Below are 20,087 nucleotides of genomic sequence, written 5' to 3'. Positions count from 1 at the left end.
TCCATTTGAGCAGCACCAGTGATCATGTTTTTAACATAATCGGCGTGTCCTGGACAGTCTACGTGTGCGTAGTGACGAGTTGGTGTATCGTACTCAACGTGTGAAGTTGAGATTGTGATACCACGCTCACGCTCTTCTGGAGCGTTATCGATTGATGCGAAGTCTTTAGCTGTACCACCGTATACTTTTGCAAGTACGTTAGTGATTGCTGCAGTTAGGGTAGTTTTACCGTGGTCAACGTGGCCGATTGTACCAACGTTTACGTGCGGTTTTACGCGTTCAAACTTTTCTTTTGCCATCTTAAAAAATTCCTATAAAGAAATTAACGCCTGACCCACTATTGGGCCAGACAAGCTAAATCATATAACAGCGCGAGCTGCAATTATTGCATCTGCAACATTCTTAGCGGCTTCTGCATACTTTAAAAACTCCATAGAGTAAGATGCACGGCCTTGTGTTGCAGATCGCAGATCAGTTGCATAACCAAACATTTCAGAAAGTGGCACTTGTGCATTAATTTGCTTAAGACCACCGAATGCTTCTTCCATGCCTTCGATCATGCCGCGGCGACGGTTTAAGTCACCAACTACATCACCCATGTTTGCTTCAGGAGTGATAACTTCAACCTTCATTACTGGTTCTAGAAGAGCAGGGTTTGCTTCAAGCGCCCCTTTCTTCATCGCCATTGAACCTGCAATTTTAAATGCCATCTCATTCGAGTCTACATCATGGAATGAACCATCATATAAAGTCGCTTTAACGCCAAGTAATGGGTAGCCTGCCAGCACACCTTGAGCCATTTGCTCTTGGATGCCTTTATCTACCGCAGGGATGTATTCTTTTGGAACGGCACCACCAACGACTTCGTTAACGAATTCGTAAATTGGGGCGTCGTTGTCCGAAATATCCATCGGTTCAAGTTTAAGCCAGACGTGACCATATTGACCACGACCACCTGATTGACGTACGAACTTCCCTTCAACTTCAACAGTTGAACGGATAGCTTCACGGTATGCAACCTGCGGCTTACCAACGTTACATTCAACACTGAATTCACGTTTCATACGGTCGACAATGATATCAAGGTGAAGTTCACCCATACCAGAAATAATAGTCTGGCCTGATTCTTCGTCAGTTTGTACTCTGAAAGATGGATCTTCTGCTGCTAGTTTACCTAGTGCAATACCCATCTTATCTTGGTCAGCGATTGTGCGAGGCTCAACCGCAACAGAGATAACTGGCTCTGGGAACTCCATACGCTCAAGCGTAATAATAGAGTTCGGATCACACAGTGTTTCACCTGTTGTTACGTCTTTAAGACCAATAGCCGCTGCAATGTCGCCTGCATAGACTACTTTGATCTCTTCACGTGAGTTTGAATGCATCTGAACGATACGACCAAGTCGCTCACGCTTACTTTTAACTGGATTGTATACCGCGTCACCCTGTTTAACAGTACCAGAGTAAACACGGAAGAAGGTCAAGGTGCCAACGAACGGGTCTGTCGCAATCTTAAAAGCAAGTGCGGCAAACGGTGCGTTGTCATCAGCAGGACGCTCTTCCTCAGTACCATCTTCAATGATACCTTGGATTTGTTTCACTTGTGTTGGCGCAGGCATATATTCAATAACAGCATCAAGCACAGCTTGAACACCTTTATTTTTAAATGCGCTACCACACGTCATGGGAACAATTTCGTTTGCTAATGTACGCTGACGTAACGCTGATTTAATTTCAGCTTCGGTCAGGTCTTCACCTTCTAGATATTTATCCATTAGCTCTTCTGACGCTTCAGCAGCGCTTTCAACTAAGTGAGAGCGCCATTCTTCTGCAAGCTCAAGAAGGTCTGCCGGAATGGCCTCATAAGAGAAAGTCATGCCTTGATCTTCGGCATTCCAGTTAATGGCTTTCATCTTAATGAGGTCAATAACACCTTTAAAATCGTCTTCAGCACCAATTGGTAGCTGAATTGGAACAGGCGTTGCTCCAAGACGAGATTTCACCTGGCTAACAACCGTTAAGAAGTCAGCGCCAGTGCGATCCATTTTATTTACGAAGATCATACGAGGAACTTCATATTTGTTCGCTTGACGCCAAACTGTCTCAGTTTGCGGCTGTACACCTGATGAAGCACAAAGAACAACTACCGCACCATCAAGTACACGTAAAGAACGCTCTACTTCGATAGTGAAATCTACGTGTCCTGGAGTATCAATAATATTGATACGATGGTCGTCAAACTGCGCGTCCATCCCTTTCCAGAAACACGTTGTTGCAGCAGAAGTGATTGTGATACCACGCTCTTGTTCCTGCTCCATCCAATCCATAGTTGCAGCGCCATCATGTACTTCACCAATCTTATGAGAAAGACCGGTGTAGAACAGAACACGTTCTGTTGTGGTGGTTTTACCTGCATCTACGTGAGCGCAAATACCTATATTACGATAGCGCTCAAGTGGAGTTGTACGTGCCATAAAATCCTCTTAAAGGTTAAGGGCAGATTACCAACGGTAATGAGCGAATGCTTTATTCGCTTCAGCCATACGGTGAACGTCTTCACGTTTCTTAACCGCAGTGCCTTTGTTGTCAGCAGCGTCAACGATTTCTTGAGCTAAACGTAAGCCCATAGATTTTTCGCCACGCTTACGTGCAGCGTCTACTAACCAACGCATACCTAATGCGTTGCGACGTACTGGACGTACTTCAACTGGTACTTGGTACGTTGAACCACCAACACGGCGAGATTTAACCTCTACCTGTGGGCGAACGTTATCAAGTGCAGCTTCAAAGATTTCTAGGTGCGACTTGCCTGATTTCTCAGCAGCCACGTCTAACGCACCATAAACGATTTTTTCAGCAGTAGATTTCTTGCCGTCTAACATTACTACGTTAACGAATTTAGCAAGAAGTTCCGATCCGAACTTAGGATCTGGAAGAATTTTACGTTGACCTATTACGCGTCTTCTAGGCATTTTGTATCTCCGGTATCTTCAGGTTTGCTCTTTTAGAGTCAATACCCAAAACAATTAATTTAAAAATTTAGTGCTTGGCCTTACTAACGGAGAACCATTAGCCCTTAGGGCGTTTAGCACCGTATTTAGAACGAGCTTGACGACGGTCGCTTACGCCTGCACAGTCAAGTGCACCACGAACAGTGTGGAAACGCACACCTGGTAAGTCTTTAACACGACCACCACGGATTAGGATTACACTGTGCTCTTGTAGGTTGTGGCCTTCACCACCAATGTAAGATGTTACTTCGAAACCGTTTGTTAAACGTACACGCGCTACTTTACGTAATGCAGAGTTTGGTTTCTTAGGTGTAGTTGTATATACGCGAGTACATACACCACGCTTTTGCGGACACGCTTTAAGCGCAGCTGAGTTACTTTTAGTAACCTTGCTACGACGTGGCTTACGCACTAGCTGGTTAATAGTTGCCATTTAAATAGCTCCTGAAATTAAAATTACTACTGAAAAAATAAAAAAATCCGCCCTGTTTACATGCTCGTTACAAAACGTGCAGGCAAATGGGTGGCGGAATTTTAATGAGCAAAGTTTAACCTGTCAACCTTAACTCATCGCAAGGCAGCAGATAACTGCCTCGCGATTACTTAATCTATTGATTAAGTTGAGATTATTGGTTTCCAGAGATATCAGCATTAAGTGCGTCAGTTAATGCTTGAGTTGCCTCTTCAGCGCTAACAGTCTGCTCTTCGATGATTTCACCTTGCTTACGACGGTTCAAACGGTCTTGGTGATACGCAAAGCCAGTACCGGCTGGGATCAGACGACCCACGATTACGTTCTCTTTCAGACCACGAAGCTCATCGCTCTTACCATTTACAGCGGCTTCAGTAAGGACACGTGTTGTCTCCTGGAACGAGGCTGCTGAAATGAAAGATTCTGTTGCAAGTGACGCTTTAGTGATACCCATTAACTGGATTTCAAATTTAGCTGGGATCTTGCCTTGCTTTTCAAGGTCGCGGTTCGCGATATTAACGCGTGCCACTTCAACTTGTTCACCGGCTAAGAACTCAGTGTCACCGCCGTCAAGAATGATACATTTACGTAGCATCTGACGAATAATTGTCTCAATGTGCTTGTCATTGATCTTAACGCCCTGCAAGCGGTAAACCTCTTGCACTTCGTTAACGATATAGTTTGCAACATGAGTTACACCACGTAGGCGTAAGATGTCATGTGGTGATTCTGGACCATCGGCGATAACCTCACCTTTAGACACTTGCTCACCTTCGAACACGTTAAGTTGACGCCATTTAGGAATCATCTCTTCGTATGCGTCACCCTCTGCTGGCGTGATTACAAGACGCTTCTTACCTTTCGTTTCTTTACCGAAGCTAATCGTACCGGTGATTTCTGCAAGAATTGCAGGATCTTTCGGCTTACGTGCTTCAAATAAGTCAGCTACGCGAGGTAGACCACCCGTGATATCACGAGTCTTCGAACCTTCTTGCGGAATACGTGCAAGTACGTCACCTGGGTTTGCTGTCGCGCCGTCTGTTACTTCAATCGTTGTGAATGAAGGAAGACGTGTTTCTTGCAGACCACGCTCATCGCTTTCGATGATTAGTTTAGGTTCTTTCGCATTTACTTTACCTAAGTCTTTAACAACCACACGTGTTAAACCAGTTAACTCATCTGTTTGTGCTTCGGTATTTGAGTCATCAATATCGCTGAACGAGATTTTTGACTTATGCTCAAGAACGATTGGGTGACTATGCGGATCCCAAGTCGCAACGATATCGTTACCTTGAACTTCCGAATTATCTTGTACTGTTAACACGGCACCGTAAGGTACTTTATAACGCTCTTTCTCACGACCAAAGCTATCGATGATAGTGATCTCTGTTGAACGAGACGTGATAACAATCTTACCGTCTGTGTTTAATACGTACTTCGCATTGTGTAACTTCAATGTACCGTTAGTTTTAACTTGTACACTGTTCTCAGCAGACGCTCGAGATGCCGCACCACCGATGTGGAAGGTACGCATTGTAAGCTGTGTACCCGGCTCACCGATTGATTGTGCCGCGATAACACCTACTGACTCACCTGGATTGATGATGTGGCCACGCGCAAGGTCACGACCGTAACACTTAGCACATACACCAAAGTCATTATCACAGGTGATAACTGAACGAACGCGTACTTCATCCACTGAGTGCTCTTCTAAAAGGTCACACAGTTTTTCGTCAAGCATAATGTTACGCTCAACAAGTACTTCGTTAGTACCAGGAATAACAACATCTTCAGCAACAACACGACCAAGTACACGTTCGCGAAGTGCTTCTACAACGTCACCACCTTCAATAAGCGGTTTCATTGTTAAGCCATCTTCTGTGCCACAATCGTCTTCGTTGATTACTAAGTCTTGTGCAACGTCTACTAGACGACGCGTTAAGTAACCCGAGTTTGCTGTTTTAAGTGCTGTATCGGCAAGACCTTTACGCGCACCGTGCGTTGAGATGAAGTACTGTAGTACGTTTAGACCTTCACGGAAGTTCGCCGTGATTGGTGTCTCGATGATTGAACCATCTGGACGTGCCATTAGACCACGCATACCCGCTAACTGACGGATCTGAGCGGCGCTACCACGTGCACCAGAGTCGGCCATCATAAACACTGAGTTGAATGAAGATTGCTCTTCTTCTTCACCTTTCGCGTTGATTACCGTGTCTTTTGATAAGTTCGCCATCATCTCACGTGATAAGTTTTCATTTACACGTGACCAGATATCGATAACTTTATTGTACTTTTCACCAGCCGTTACAAGACCTGATTGGAATTGTTGGTTGATTTCAGTTACTTCAGCTTCCGCTGATTCAATGATTTCTGCTTTAACCGGTGGGATAACTAAGTCATCAATACCGATTGAAACACCTGACTTCATTGCGTAGTGGAAACCGGTGTACATTACTTGGTCAGCAAAGATAACAGTATCTTTAAGACCTAGACGACGGTAACACTCGTTTAATAAGCCAGAAATCTGTTTCTTACCTAGGGCTTGGTTGATTAGCTCAAACGGCATGCCTTTAGGTAGGATAAGTGAAAGAATCGCACGACCTACTGTTGTTTCAACAATAGTAACGTAATCAACTGCTTCACCTTCTTCATTCTTAATTGTCTCGCTGATACGTACTTTTACGCGCGCATGTAGCTCAGCGTTGCCGCTGCGGTATGCTTTTTCAGCTTCTTTAGGATCTTTAAATACTGCACCTTCGCCTTTCGCATTAATGCGATCACGCGTCATGTAGTAAAGACCTAATACAACGTCCTGTGAAGGAACGATGATTGGCTCACCATTCGCTGGAGACAGAATGTTGTTTGTAGACATCATTAGAGCACGTGCTTCTAACTGTGCTTCAAGCGTTAACGGTACGTGTACCGCCATTTGGTCACCATCGAAGTCAGCGTTGTACGCCGCACATACTAATGGGTGTAAATGAATCGCTTTACCTTCAATTAGCACAGGTTCGAACGCTTGGATACCCAAACGGTGAAGTGTTGGTGCACGGTTAAGTAACACTGGATGTTCACGAATTACTTCGTCTAATACATCCCATACTTCTGCTACTTCACGCTCAACCATCTTCTTCGCTGCTTTGATAGTCGTAGCCATGCCGCGACGCTCAAGTTTGCCGTAGATAAATGGTTTAAACAGCTCAAGTGCCATCTTCTTAGGAAGACCACACTGGTGTAGTTTAAGCGTAGGACCTACTGTGATTACAGAACGACCAGAGTAATCTACACGTTTACCAAGTAAGTTCTGACGGAAACGACCTTGCTTACCTTTGATCATATCAGCAAGCGATTTAAGAGGACGTTTATTAGAACCTGTAATCGCACGACCGCGACGACCGTTATCAAGTAGCGCATCAACCGCTTCTTGTAACATACGTTTTTCGTTGCGTACGATAATATCTGGTGCCGCTAAATCTAATAGACGCTTAAGACGGTTATTACGGTTAATAACACGACGGTAAAGGTCATTTAGATCAGATGTCGCAAAACGACCACCGTCTAGTGGTACTAATGGACGTAGATCAGGTGGCAATACTGGAAGTACTGTCATGATCATCCACTCAGGGTTGTTACCTGATTGGTGGAACGATTCCATTAATTTAAGACGTTTAGTGATCTTCTTACGCTTCGTTTCAGAGTTAATTGTTGGTAACTCTTCACGCATTTCAGCAATTAATTGGCCAAGATCAAGTTCACGAAGCAAGTCTAATACTGCTTCTGCACCCATCTTCGCTTCAAACTCATCGCCGTGCTCTTCTAGCGCATCTAGGTACTCTTCTTCACCTAAAAGCTGACCACGCTCAAGCGTTGTCATACCCGGCTCAGTTACCACGAATGATTCGAAGTAAAGTACGCGCTCGATGTCACGAAGTGTCATGTCTAGCATTAAGCCGATACGTGACGGTAATGATTTTAAGAACCAAATATGCGCAACTGGGCTAGCAAGCTCAATATGACCCATACGGTCACGACGCACTTTGGTCAGCGTTACTTCAACGCCACACTTTTCACAAATAACACCACGGTGCTTAAGGCGCTTATATTTACCACATAAACACTCATAATCTTTCACTGGGCCGAAGATACGGGCACAGAATAAGCCGTCGCGCTCAGGCTTGAAAGTACGGTAGTTGATTGTCTCAGGTTTCTTTACTTCACCGTATGACCATGAACGAACCATATCTGGCGAAGCAAGACCAATGCGAATTGCATCGAATTCTTCGGTCTTATTTTGTTGCTTCAGAAACTTAAGTAAGTCTTTCACCTTAGCTCTCCTGTCGGAGGTTAATCTTGAGGGCGAATAACTCGCCCCTACATTCTATTCGGCCTAACAGGTGCGGCTTATGCCGCACCTAAATGGCTTAATTTTCTTCCAACTCGATGTTGATACCCAGTGAGCGGATTTCTTTCAACAATACGTTGAACGATTCTGGCATACCTGGTTCCATCTTATGGTTACCATCTACGATGTTCTTATACATCTTAGTACGACCGTTCACGTCATCCGATTTCACTGTTAGCATTTCTTGTAGTGTATATGCAGCACCGTAAGCTTCTAGTGCCCACACCTCCATCTCACCGAAACGCTGGCCACCGAACTGCGCTTTACCACCCAGCGGCTGCTGAGTAACAAGGCTGTAAGAACCAGTTGAACGCGCGTGCATCTTGTCATCAACCAAGTGGTTAAGTTTCAGCATGTACATGTAACCAACGGTTACTTGACGTTCAAACTGATCGCCAGTACGGCCATCATAAAGTGTAACTTGACCGCTTCTTGGATAACCACCAAGCTCTAGTAAGTCTTTGATTTCGCTTTCACGAGCACCATCAAAGGCTGGAGTTGCGATCGGTAAACCACCTTTCAAGTTTTCAGCTAAGCGACGAACTTCATCATCAGAGAATGAGTCGATATCGACTTTCTGACGACAATCACCTAAATCGTAAACTTTCTTAACAAAGCTACGGATTTCGTGCAGTTCACGCTGCTCTTTCATCATTTCTTCAATGCGCTCACCCACACCACGTGCAGCAAGACCCATGTGTGTTTCTAGGATCTGACCGATGTTCATACGTGATGGTACACCTAGCGGGTTCAGAACGATGTCTACCGTACGACCTTTGTCATCGTATGGCATATCTTCTACTGGTACGATAGTCGAGATAACACCTTTGTTACCGTGACGACCCGCCATCTTATCACCCGGTTGGATACGACGTTTAACAGCTAGGTATACTTTAACAATTTTAAGTACGCCTGGTGCTAAGTCATCACCCTGAGTGATCTTACGACGTTTGTTTTCAAACTTCTTATCGTATTCAGCTTTAAGCTCATCGTACTGGGCAGCTAGTTGCTCAAGCTCTGATTGCTTGTCTTCTTGAGCAAGGCTTTGAGTAAGCAGCTTTTCAGCATTAAGTGATGCAATTGTGTCTGCGTTCAGACCAGCGTCAACAAGTAGCTTACGAGCACGGTCTAATACACCGGCTTCTAAGATACGGAACTCTTCGTTGAAGTCTTTCTTCGCTTCGCGAAGCTGCATGTCTTCAACTTCTAACGCACGCTTATCTTTTTCAACACCGTCACGGGTGAAAACTTGTACGTCGATTACGGTACCTGTTACAGAGTTTGGTACACGTAAAGAGCTGTCTTTAACGTCTGACGCTTTCTCACCGAAGATCGCACGTAGTAGCTTTTCTTCTGGTGTTAATTGCGTTTCGCCTTTCGGAGTCACTTTACCTACTAGGATATCGCCGCCTTTTACTTCAGCACCGATATAAACAACGCCTGATTCATCAAGCTTGCCTAGTGCAGATTCACCTACGTTAGGGATATCTGCTGTGATCTCTTCAGGACCTAATTTAGTATCACGTGCGATACATTGTAGTTCTTGAATGTGGATAGTCGTTAGACGATCTTCTTGAACTACGCGCTCTGATAGTAGGATTGAATCCTCGAAGTTATAACCATTCCATGGCATGAATGCCACGCGAAGGTTTTGACCTAGTGCTAAGTCACCTAAGTCAGTCGAAGGACCATCTGCTAACACATCGCCACGTGTAACCGGCTCACCAACCATACACGTTGGTTTTTGGTTAATACATGTATTCTGGTTTGAGCGTGTGTATTTAGTAAGGTTGTAGATATCGATGCCCGCTTCACCTGGAACGCGCTCATCTTCATTTACATTTACAACGATGCGGCTTGCATCGGCATACATTACTTCACCACCACGCTTAGCAACGATCGTTACACCAGAATCTTTTGCTAGTGTAAGCTCGATACCTGTACCTACCAGCGGCTTGTCCGCGATAAGTGTCGGTACTGCTTGACGTTGCATGTTTGAACCCATCAATGCACGGTTCGCATCATCGTGTTCTAGGAACGGGATAAGCGCGGCCGCTACAGAGATCACCTGTTGTGGTGATACGTCCATATATTGTTGGTCCATTTTGCCCATAAAGGTTGATTCACCTTTGTGACGGCATGGAATTAGTTCATCAACAAACTCATTGTCATCGTTCAAGTTTGAGTTCGCCTGAGCGATTACAAACTGACCTTCTTCAATGGCTGATAGGTAATCAACTTCATCAGTTACAACACCGTTTACCACTTTACGGTAAGGTGTTTCTAAGAAACCATAGTCGTTTGTACGTGCGTACGTAGACAATGAGTTAATTAGACCGATGTTTGGACCCTCAGGTGTTTCGATTGGACATACACGACCATAGTGGGTTACGTGAACGTCTCGCACCTCGAAGCCAGCACGTTCACGTGTTAAACCACCCGGGCCTAATGCAGAAATACGACGCTTATGCGTTACTTCTGAAAGCGGGTTATTTTGGTCCATGAACTGTGATAACTGAGACGAACCGAAGAACTCTTTAACCGCTGCCGAAATTGGCTTAGCGTTAATAAGATCTTGTGGCATTACCGCATCAAGGTCACCTAAGCTTAAACGCTCACGTACTGCACGTTCTACACGTACTAGACCAACACGGAATTGATTCTCAGCCATTTCGCCAACGCTACGGATACGACGGTTGCCTAAGTGGTCGATATCATCAACATCGCCAACACCGTTACGAATAGCGATAAGCACTTTCATAACAGCTACGATGTCTTCTTTCGATAATGTGCCAGGGCCTGTATCAGTGTCATAACCTACACGGCTATTGAACTTCATACGACCAACTGTTGATAAATCATAACGCTCTTCAGAGAAGAACAAGTTATCAAATAAGGCTTCAGCCGCGTCTTTCGTCGGTGGCTCGCCTGGGCGCATCATGCGATAAATTTCTACTAATGCTTCTAAACGGTTGCTTGTTGTGTCGATACGAAGGGTATCTGACATGTAGGCGCCGCTGTCAACTTCATTGATATATAACGTATCAATCTTAGTGTGACCTGCTTTAACCAACTCAGCCATTAGCTCAAGTGATAGCTCGTCATTCGCGTTAGCGATGATCTCACCCGTTGACTCATCAACGTAGTTTTTAGCTACAACACGACCAATGATGTACTCATGCGGTACTTCTAATTGGTTAATACCTTTTTTCTCGATGTTCTTGATGTGACGCGCAGTAATACGACGACCCGCTTCAACAAGGACTTCACCGTCATCGCCTTTGATATCAAAAGCGGCAGTTTCACCACGTAAACGTGAAGGCACAAGTTCCATAAGAACTTTACCGTCAGTTACTTCAAACGCAGTAGTATCGAAGAAGATATCTAAGATTTCTTCTGTAGAGAACTCTAGTGCACGTAAGATAATTGACGCCGGTAATTTACGACGACGGTCAATACGTACATATAGGTTATCTTTTGCATCAAACTCGAAGTCTAACCATGAACCACGGTAAGGAATTACACGCGCGTTATAAAGTACTTTACCTGACGAGTGAGTTTTACCGCGGTCGTTATCAAAGAATACACCAGGGCTACGGTGTAGCTGAGAAACGATAACACGCTCTGTACCATTGATTACAAAGGTACCGGTATCAGTCATGAGCGGAATTTCGCCCATGTAAACTTCTTGCTCTTTAATGTCTTTAACTGTGCCTGGTGCTTCTTTGTCCATCACCACAAGACGCAATTTTACGCGAAGTGGAGCAGAATAAGTCACACCGCGAATTTGACATTCTTTTACATCGAATACTGGCTCACCAATACGATAACTTACGTATTGAAGCTCAGAATTTCCCGAGTAGCTTTTGATCGGAAACACAGAACGGAAAGCAGCTTCCAAACCGTGATCGCCATCAGCGTCAGGGACTAAGAATTTTTTAAACGATTCTAACTGCGTCGACAGTAAGAAAGGTATATCCAAAACTTGTGGACGTTTACCAAAATCCTTACGGATACGTTTCTTTTCAGAATAAGAGTAAGCCATGGGGTTCCTCAGCTTGCTGATCTTTGACCCGACCTGTTCTTGTAAGAACAGACTTAACTGGCATCTATGCCAAGATGTACAACATTAAATTGTTGTTCTAGTTCACTCTGCTACTTTCAACACCTTTACAGGTAACAACTTGAAAATAAAGAGAAAATTAGATTTTATTTGCACTATAGGAAAACATCGCTCCATAGCGCAAAAAGGCCGGTGATTAAATAATCACCAGCCCTTGCCTGATTACTCAGGCAGCGAACCTAGCGTAAGCTAGATTACTTAACCTCAACTTCAGCACCAGCTTCAGTAAGGTCTTTTGCAAGCGCTTCAGCTTCTTCTTTAGATACACCTTCTTTGATAGGTGCAGGAGCTGATTCAACAAGTGCTTTAGCTTCTTTAAGGCCAAGACCAGTTGCACCACGTACAGCTTTGATTGCAGCAACCTTGTTAGCGCCAGCGCCAGTAAGGATTACGTCAAACTCAGTCTTCTCTTCAGCAGCTTCAGCAGCTGGACCAGCAACAACAGCAGCTGCTGCAGTTACGCCGAATTTTTCTTCCATTGCTTCAACTAGAGCAACAACGTCCATTACTGACATTTCAGCAATAGCATCAAGGATTTGGTCTTTAGTTACAGACATTACAAATTTCCTAATTATTACGGACTAATTTTAGTCCAAAAAAAATATTACACCGAAAGTGAACAAAAAAACAGCTTAAAATTAAGCAGCTTGCTCAGCTTTCTGTACACGTACTGCTTCAATTGTTTTACACAATTTGCCAGCAGACGCTTCTTTCATAGCGCTCATTAAGCGTGCAACAGCTTCGTCGTAAGTAGGTAGAGTTGCTAGCATAGCTGCGTCTACTACGTTACCTTCAAATGCAGCGGTCTTAACTTCGAATTTCTCGTTCTTCTTCGCGAAATCTGAGAAGATACGCGCAGCAGCACCAGGGTGCTCTGAAGAGAAAGCGATTAAGCTTGGACCAACAAATGAGTCAGAAAGGCACTCAAAATCTGTTCCTTCAACAGCACGTTTAGCTAAAGTGTTACGAACAACTTTCATCCATACACCAGCTGCACGAGCTTCTTTACGAAGGGCAGTGATAGCACCAACTGTTACACCACGAGAATCTGCAACAACTGCAGAAAGAGCACCAGTGGCTGCTTCGTTGACTTCAGCAACAATTGCTTTTTTGCCTTGAAGATTTAAAGCCATGGGTGTTACTCCTGGTTTAATGGGTCGCCGATATTGGCTTCCCTGTTCTACTCTTCCCCATCAATGATGGAGATGCTTTTTACGGCGAGAGCCAGAAGATTAGGAAAAATCTATCTGGGGATTCACACCGTCTACGTAGGTAAAAATATTAAGGCCGAAGCCGCCTACGGTCTTGGACGGAAGCCCAATTTATCGTTTATACCCGAAGGCGTACGAAATTATGGACTTCAACCCGAATTCTTTACTTGTTTTGAAATTAACTTTCTCAACAAAATGGCGCAAAATTATAGTTCAAATTTCGCGCCATGTAAACTCTTAATTAAGCAACAGTTGTGCTTAGAGAGTTTTGGTCAACAGCAACACCTGCGCCCATTGTTGTAGAGATAGTTACTTTCTTCACGTAAGTACCTTTTGCTTGAGAAGGTTTAGCCTTCTTAAGCGCAACAATAAGAGCTTCAAGGTTTTGTTGAAGTTGCTCAGCAGTGAAATCAACCTTACCGATAGTAGTATGGATGATACCGTTCTTGTCGTTACGGTAACGAACTTGACCTGCTTTCGCGTTTTTAACTGCTTCTGCAACGTTAGGTGTTACAGTACCAGTTTTAGGGTTTGGCATTAGACCACGTGGACCTAAGATTTGACCTAGTTGACCAACAACGCGCATAGCGTCTGGAGATGCAACAACAACGTCAAAGTTCATCTCGCCTTTCTTAACTAGATCAGCAAGATCTTCCATGCCCACTAATTCAGCACCGGCTTCTTTTGCAGCTTCTGCATTAGCGCCTTGAGTGAATACAGCAACACGAACGTCACGACCAGTACCGTTAGGTAGTACAGTTGCACCACGAACGTTTTGGTCAGATTTACGAGCATCGATACCAAGGTTAACAGCAACGTCAACACTTTCTACGAATTTAGCTGTCGCTAACTCTTTTAAAAGAGCAACTGCTTCGTTGATTTCGTAATCTTTAGTCGCATCCACTTTTTCGCGGATTGTACGCATACGTTTAGTTAATTTTGCCATTATCTTAGTCCTCTACGTTCAAGCCCATCGCACGCGCAGAACCTGCGATAGTGCGAACTGCAGCATCCATATCAGCTGCTGTAAGGTCAGGTCGTTTTGTCTCAACGATTTCTTCAAGTTGAGCACGAGTTACTGTACCCACTTTTTCAGTGTTAGGACGGCCAGAGCCTGATTTGATACCTGCAGCTTTCTTAAGTAAGTAAGCAGCCGGTGGCGTTTTCATTTCGAACGTGAAAGAACGGTCGCCGTAAACAGAGATCACTACAGGAACTGGAGCGCCTTTTTCGATAGATTCTGTACGTGCGTTGAACGCTTTACAGAATTCCATGATGTTTACACCGTGCTGACCTAGTGCTGGACCTACTGGAGGACTAGGATTAGCCATACCAGCGGCAACTTGTAGCTTGATAATAGCTTCAACTTTTTTAGCCATAATAAATACCTCATTTGGTGGGTCATAGCCTTGTGCGCGCGAGGACGCGTACTCTAACGGCTTCCCAGTTTAAAAATTGGTTCTCACTTTATGTGATAAAACAAGTTACTACTTGCCCTAACACAAAAAGGCCGCTGATTATAAGTTAATCAACGGCCTTTTTCAAGCATATTGCCAAAATATTAAACGATTTTGGCTGCTTTAATTTTTTATCTTACTTGTCTTGTTCAACTTGACCAAATTCAAGCTCAACTGGCGTAGAACGACCAAAGATAAGTACCGATACTTTTACGCGGCTCTTTTCGTAATCCACTTCTTCAACAACACCGCTGAAGTCAGCAAATGGACCATCGATAACACGAACAACTTCGCCTGGCTCAAATAATGTAGCTGGCTTAGGTGCTTCAGAGTTCTCTTGAAGACGGTTTAAGATGCGATCTGCTTCTTTTTGGCTGATTGGCGCTGGACGATCTGACGTACCACCAATAAAGCCCATTACACGTGCAGTGCTGTTTACTAAGTGCCAGCTTGCATCGTTCATGTCCATTTGTACAAGTACATAACCTGGGAAGAATTTACGCTCAGATTTACGCTTTTGACCTGCGCGCATCTCAACAACTTCTTCCGTTGGTACTAATACTTCACCAAAACTATCTTCCAAACCTTCAATCTTGATATGCTCAAGAATAGTTTGTGCAACACGCTTCTCATAACCTGAGAAAGCTTGTACTACGTACCAACGTAGTTTCTTTTCGTTCTTCTCATCCGACATGGGATTAGATCTCCAATCCAGTTAAAAAGCCTACGGCGCGGAATAAAATGCCATCTAATCCCCAAAGGATAAGTGCCATAATCACAGTTGCAACCATTACAATTAATGTCGTATGGGTTGTTTCTTGGCGTGTTGGCCACACAACTTTACGTACTTCGATACGTGCTTCTTTAGCAAATGCTAAAAATGTACGACCTTTTTCTGTTAGTGAGGCAATGCCTAAACCCGCTGCAACAGCGACCACTACACCAATAGCACGCAACAATACAGACTGATCTGCATACATGTGATTACCAACTACTGCGCCTGCAAGTAGCGCAATCGCTACAATCCACTTAACTGAATCCATCGCACTTGATGGTGTTTCTACATTCGTGCTCATAATATTATTACCTTAACTACAGACACAACAACCCTGCGCGAAGGCAGGGTTAATCCATTAAAATCTAAACTTAAAAACAGACTTATTTAAACCGATTTTTAATTTCAGACTCCACACTTATTGTGTAAAAAGTGGCAGGGGCGGAGAGATTCGAACTCCCAACCGTCGGTTTTGGAGACCGCTGTTCTACCAATTGGAACTACGCCCCTGCAAAGTGGATGCCTATTATACTTACGCAATTCATTAACACAAGAGTAAAAGATACCCAGAAGTTAAAATCTCACCTGTTAGTATAAAAATCAATATTAACATTGATTAAAAAGCAGTTTACTATCAGCCTAATAAAGGAACAAAAACACCAACAAGATGGATCTCTGTGCTGTATTTAAACACCCTATTATGCCTAATATTTTTCAGCTTAGCTGTTCTGAAAAGTCATGTTGTAAGTGCGCAATCACTTCACTTAAGCATCTTTGATAGCGAGCATGGCTTAAGTCAAAACTCCATCAATTGCAGTCTCACTGATGCGCAAGGGTTTCAGTGGTTTGCCACACAAGGAGGGCTCAATCGATTTGATGGCTATGAATTTAAACGCTTTAAAGCACATACTTCAGCGACCAGTATTTCCGGTAATTGGATTACCGCATGCTTAAAAGGCACTGATAACGACCTTTGGTTTTCAACAGCCAGTAAAGGACTAAACCGGCTTGATCCCACCACGGGCCAATTTTACACCTATTCGACCTTTACAAACCCACAACTCAGTGATGATAAAATATGGTCTTTGGCTTTTGATAAGAGTGGCAATATGTGGTTGGGTCATGAACAAGGCACACTCAGCTACTTTGATATTGCAGCGCAGCAATTTGAGACTTATCAGGTTGCTGAAAATACACAACAAAACATTGTCATCAGAGACATTATTGCAGTACAAAATACCCTGTGGCTTGCAACCAGCCATGGTCTGCTGTCGTTTAACCCTAAAACCAAACAATTTAAACATGACATCGCCCTCACCTCGCCACTTTGGCATCTTAACAAGTTAAGTTCAAATCAATTGCTCATCGGTGCAAAACAAGGGCTGTATATATTTTCAATCGATACAGAGACATCTTCCGAATTGCCGCAATTTAAGGGAGTTTGGATCACTGACAGTCTTCTCGACAATCAGCATAACCTGTGGCTAACAAGTTATGGGCAAGGCGTATACTTTTTAGCTGCGGGGGCAGATATATACACTGACGTTGCACACTATCGTCATGATGTACAAAAGCCTAACGGACTCAAAAATGATTACTTACTCTCTATATATCAAGACCCACAAGGAATTATTTGGATTGGGACCGATGGTTTTGGTATACACAGATACGATCCGAAACAGCAACAATTTGGACATCAAAGCACAACGTCAAGCCCTCACTCTCTCACGCATAATTTTATTCGTGCGATTATTAAACGTAAAAATGGCCAGTTGTGGGTTGGCACGCGCGAGGGTTTAAATCGTGCGATACCGCAAGGCTATCAGCACTATACAACCCGCTTACCCAATACCAACATATTTAGCTTACATGAGGATAAAAGGCAGCAATTGTGGGTTGGGACATACGGCGGCGGGCTTCTTAAATACCAAGATGAAAGCGATGATTTTGTCAGCTATACCATGCAAAGCCACCAGCTTAGCAGTGATCGCGTTTATGCAATTGAGAGTGATAAAGACGGCATAGTGTGGCTCGGTAGTAACCAAGGATTAACTCGCTTTGATCCAGATTCAGAAACAGTGACCCATTATCAGCACAATGCAACCCATAACAGCTTAGCCAATAATACCGTTTTCACACTTGCGTATGATAAGAATGATCACGCTTTGTGGGTGGGTACGCGTGCGGGACTCAATAAGTTTTCCATCGAAACAGAGCAATTTACATTACTTAATGAACGCACAGGTCTGAGCCATAACATGGTCACGTCGTTATTACTCAGCGACGATAAAACGCTGTGGGTCGGCACAATGCAAGGCCTCAACAAAGTCAATAAACAAAACTTTGATGTGGAGCATATTAGCGAGCAACATGGCCTAGTAAATGACAATATTTTTGATATTTTAGCCGATAAACAAGGCTATTTATGGTTAGCTACCAATGGCGGATTAACGCGTTATCATCCAATAACGGGCAGCATACAACCGTTTTTACCTGAAGATGGAATCCAGCATCAATCCTTCATTCTTGGGGCTAGTTTTCAAGCGACAGATGGCGAGCTATTCTTTGGCGGGATAAATGGTTTTAATCAGTTTTACCCTGACAAACTCACCTTAGATCACACTCCCCCCACTCCCGTATTAACCGAGTTATTGCTTAATAACCGTGAAATTAGCACTGATTTTTTTGACCACAGCACCGACACGCTGATCAATGCGACAAACACATTCTCTTTCGCAAAATCAGCGGGAGTTATTGGCTTTAAATTTAGTGCATTGAATAACGCCGCCACACCAAAGCATTATCAATATGGCTATAAACTAGCGGGGTTTGACCAACAGTTTTTATATAATGATGCATCGCAACGTCAAATAAACTACCCGCAGCTTCCTGCTGGACATTATCAATTACAGCTAAAAGTAAGGGATCAATATGGGCAGTGGAGTGAGGATACCACCCTACTCGAACTGAAGGTTGTTCCACCTTGGTGGCAAAGCAATGTCGCTTATATATCTTACACACTATGTGCAATGACATTAGCATGGCTGGTTATTAGTTCAATTTATCAGCGCAAGCTGGCCGAACAGCAAAAACAAAAAGAAATTGAGTTAAATAAATTAAAAGATCAGTTCTTAGATAATATAAGTCATGAACTAAAAACCCCATTGAGCTTGATTCTGGCTCCTATTAGCCAGTTACAGCAGTCCACCCACAGTTCGAAGGCTCAATCGCAATTAGCAAGCATAAAACGTAATTGCCAACGCTTGCTTGACTTAATAAATCAACTACTGCAACTGAGCAAACGACCCAGTACGGCCGTGCATTATGTATCCGCTTATTCATTAACGACTTTTTTAACTGATCTCATCGATGACTTTGCGCCGCTATTCGCCCAAAAACAGCTTAAATTTAATTTTCAAGATCACTGTGAAACTGTGTGCACTATAAATATCGCGCCTAATCATGCGCACTCTATCGTCAGTAACCTGATCAGTAATGCGCTTAAATACACCCCGGCAGGCGGTGAGGTTCGAGTGTGTTTGCATCAAAGCGATAACCTCGCGCATATCAGCGTGTCCGACACAGGAATTGGCATTGCAAAAGACCAACAGGTGAAAATATTCGAAAGGTTTACTCGCTTAGACACATGTTCAGAAACCGGCAGTGGTATTGGGCTTACATTAGTGAAACAACTGGTCGAGGATTATGGCGGTGAAATATCACTAACTAGCTCGCCAGCGCAGGGCAGCTGTTTTACGGTCTCGCTGCCTACAGTTATCAGTGCAACAAAACAAAACTTGCCAACGGTCACCACCCAACCTGGCTTAAGGCAAACACTCATGATTGTTGAAGACAATAGTGATATGAGTGAGCTGCTCTTGTCACTATTTAGTGAGCAGTTCAATTGCATCTGTGCTTGCGATGGCCAACAAGCCTTGTCACTTTGTCAGTCTGAATTACCCGACCTTATTATCAGTGATGTTATGATGCCTAACATGGACGGATACCAAATGCTTGCGAAGCTTCGTGCTGATAACGCGACCAGTCATATCCCCGTTTTATTATTATCTGCCAAAGCTGACACGCCTAGCCGTTTAAAAGGCCTTGATTTACTAGCTGACGACTTTTTAAGTAAACCCTTTGAACCGTCTATTTTACTAAGCAAAGTAAAAGGCCTACTCAGTTTACGTTATTTACTAAATCAACACTTAGCGGCTCAACTTACCTCTGAGATACAAAGCGACAATAATGAGTACGTTACGGTGCAAACTAAAGACTCTGTATTTACAGAGAAGCTTAAAAAGGTGGTCCGAGAAAACTATCAGTCGGATCAGTTTTCAATTGAACAGCTGGCATCAGCACTGTGTTTAAGCCCTCGGGCACTGCAGTTAAAAATGAAAGCACTGTATTCACTCACCCCTTCTGACTATTTACGTAACACACGTATTGAGTATGCAGCAAAACAGCTAATAGAAAGTTCATTAGCCATAGGCTTAATAGCAGAAAATAATGGGTTTAGTTCTCAAAGCTATTTTGCTCGCAGCTTCAAAGGACACTTTGGTGTATCGCCGAAGCAATATAGAGAAAAGCATCAGAAACAGCCTGATTTTCGCCTAAGTGAATAAAGTCTTCG

The 20,087-nt window shown here is 43.7% G+C and carries 13 protein-coding genes and 1 tRNA gene; 1 reads left to right on the top strand and 13 read right to left on the bottom strand.

Translation table 11 applies throughout. The features are described from left to right. The 13 genes from BWD47_RS19700 to BWD47_RS19640 all read right to left on the bottom strand — a co-directional run. Positions 1 to 299: GTP-binding protein (locus tag BWD47_RS19700; protein ID WP_230236577.1), on the bottom strand; the 299-nt coding region annotated here is incomplete at its 3' end. A 60-nt stretch (positions 300 to 359) separates the two neighbouring features. After that, on the bottom strand, positions 360 to 2,474 hold the full coding sequence (fusA, locus tag BWD47_RS19695) for an elongation factor G (RefSeq protein ID WP_036971554.1): 2,115 nt from the start codon (positions 2,472 to 2,474) through the stop codon (positions 360 to 362). Between the two features lie 27 nt (positions 2,475 to 2,501). Next, complete coding sequence (rpsG, locus tag BWD47_RS19690; RefSeq protein ID WP_036971557.1) at positions 2,502 to 2,972, bottom strand: 30S ribosomal protein S7; 471 nt, start codon at positions 2,970 to 2,972, stop codon at positions 2,502 to 2,504. 97 nt (positions 2,973 to 3,069) lie between these two features. Next, positions 3,070 to 3,444, bottom strand: a complete 375-nt coding sequence (gene rpsL / locus BWD47_RS19685) for a 30S ribosomal protein S12 (protein ID WP_002958885.1) — start codon at positions 3,442 to 3,444, stop codon at positions 3,070 to 3,072. A 193-nt stretch (positions 3,445 to 3,637) separates the two neighbouring features. Continuing rightward, positions 3,638 to 7,810, bottom strand: coding sequence for a DNA-directed RNA polymerase subunit beta' (gene rpoC / locus BWD47_RS19680; protein WP_036971561.1), 4,173 nt, complete (start codon positions 7,808 to 7,810; stop codon positions 3,638 to 3,640). A gap of 97 nt (positions 7,811 to 7,907) precedes the next feature. Next, positions 7,908 to 11,933 carry a DNA-directed RNA polymerase subunit beta gene (gene rpoB / locus BWD47_RS19675; RefSeq protein ID WP_036971565.1) on the bottom strand — a complete coding sequence of 1,342 codons (4,026 nt, stop codon included), beginning with the start codon at positions 11,931 to 11,933 and terminating at the stop codon, positions 7,908 to 7,910. A 272-nt stretch (positions 11,934 to 12,205) separates the two neighbouring features. Next, a complete protein-coding gene (gene rplL, locus BWD47_RS19670) occupies positions 12,206 to 12,568 on the bottom strand; it encodes a 50S ribosomal protein L7/L12 (protein WP_036971568.1) in 363 nt (120 codons plus the stop codon). Positions 12,569 to 12,649: 81 nt separating this feature from the next. After that, the gene (gene rplJ / locus BWD47_RS19665) at positions 12,650 to 13,144 is read right to left on the bottom strand and encodes a 50S ribosomal protein L10 (protein ID WP_036971571.1); all 495 of its coding nucleotides are present in this window, start codon (positions 13,142 to 13,144) and stop codon (positions 12,650 to 12,652) included. A gap of 319 nt (positions 13,145 to 13,463) precedes the next feature. Beyond that, on the bottom strand, positions 13,464 to 14,168 hold the full coding sequence (gene rplA / locus BWD47_RS19660; RefSeq protein WP_036971573.1) for a 50S ribosomal protein L1: 705 nt from the start codon (positions 14,166 to 14,168) through the stop codon (positions 13,464 to 13,466). A 4-nt stretch (positions 14,169 to 14,172) separates the two neighbouring features. After that, entirely contained in the window at positions 14,173 to 14,601 is a 429-nt protein-coding gene (gene rplK, locus BWD47_RS19655) for a 50S ribosomal protein L11 (protein WP_036971575.1), read from the bottom strand. A gap of 214 nt (positions 14,602 to 14,815) precedes the next feature. Then, a complete protein-coding gene (gene nusG, locus BWD47_RS19650; RefSeq protein ID WP_036971577.1) occupies positions 14,816 to 15,373 on the bottom strand; it encodes a transcription termination/antitermination protein NusG in 558 nt (185 codons plus the stop codon). Positions 15,374 to 15,377: 4 nt separating this feature from the next. Then, positions 15,378 to 15,755, bottom strand: a complete 378-nt coding sequence (secE, locus tag BWD47_RS19645) for a preprotein translocase subunit SecE (protein ID WP_036971579.1) — start codon at positions 15,753 to 15,755, stop codon at positions 15,378 to 15,380. A 132-nt stretch (positions 15,756 to 15,887) separates the two neighbouring features. Beyond that, positions 15,888 to 15,964: transfer RNA gene (locus tag BWD47_RS19640), tRNA-Trp, on the bottom strand. A gap of 167 nt (positions 15,965 to 16,131) precedes the next feature. Between BWD47_RS19640 and BWD47_RS19635 the strand changes: the two genes are divergently transcribed. Further along, positions 16,132 to 20,079 carry a two-component regulator propeller domain-containing protein gene (locus BWD47_RS19635; protein WP_075594523.1) on the top strand — a complete coding sequence of 1,316 codons (3,948 nt, stop codon included), beginning with the start codon at positions 16,132 to 16,134 and terminating at the stop codon, positions 20,077 to 20,079. Positions 20,080 to 20,087 lie beyond the last annotated feature (8 nt).

It is taken from the genome of Pseudoalteromonas sp. PAB 2.2 (assembly GCF_001938575.1).
GTDB classification, from domain to species: domain Bacteria; phylum Pseudomonadota; class Gammaproteobacteria; order Enterobacterales; family Alteromonadaceae; genus Pseudoalteromonas; species Pseudoalteromonas lipolytica.
The sequence above is the reverse complement of the archived record's forward strand: the minus strand, read 5'-3'. Positions and strand labels throughout refer to the sequence as shown.

What these genes read in the sequence shown, in the direction of transcription:
- rplA (WP_036971573.1), bottom strand. Translation starts at nt 14,168, where the DNA reads ATGGCAAAATTAACTAAACGTATGCGTACAATCCGCGAAAAAGTGGAT.
- rplK (WP_036971575.1), bottom strand. Translation starts at nt 14,601, where the DNA reads ATGGCTAAAAAAGTTGAAGCTATTATCAAGCTACAAGTTGCCGCTGGT.
- rplJ (WP_036971571.1), bottom strand. Translation starts at nt 13,144, where the DNA reads ATGGCTTTAAATCTTCAAGGCAAAAAAGCAATTGTTGCTGAAGTCAAC.
- secE (WP_036971579.1), bottom strand. Translation starts at nt 15,755, where the DNA reads ATGAGCACGAATGTAGAAACACCATCAAGTGCGATGGATTCAGTTAAG.
- rpoB (WP_036971565.1), bottom strand. Translation starts at nt 11,933, where the DNA reads ATGGCTTACTCTTATTCTGAAAAGAAACGTATCCGTAAGGATTTTGGT.
- rplL (WP_036971568.1), bottom strand. Translation starts at nt 12,568, where the DNA reads ATGTCTGTAACTAAAGACCAAATCCTTGATGCTATTGCTGAAATGTCA.
- rpsL (WP_002958885.1), bottom strand. Translation starts at nt 3,444, where the DNA reads ATGGCAACTATTAACCAGCTAGTGCGTAAGCCACGTCGTAGCAAGGTT.
- fusA (WP_036971554.1), bottom strand. Translation starts at nt 2,474, where the DNA reads ATGGCACGTACAACTCCACTTGAGCGCTATCGTAATATAGGTATTTGC.
- rpsG (WP_036971557.1), bottom strand. Translation starts at nt 2,972, where the DNA reads ATGCCTAGAAGACGCGTAATAGGTCAACGTAAAATTCTTCCAGATCCT.
- nusG (WP_036971577.1), bottom strand. Translation starts at nt 15,373, where the DNA reads ATGTCGGATGAGAAGAACGAAAAGAAACTACGTTGGTACGTAGTACAA.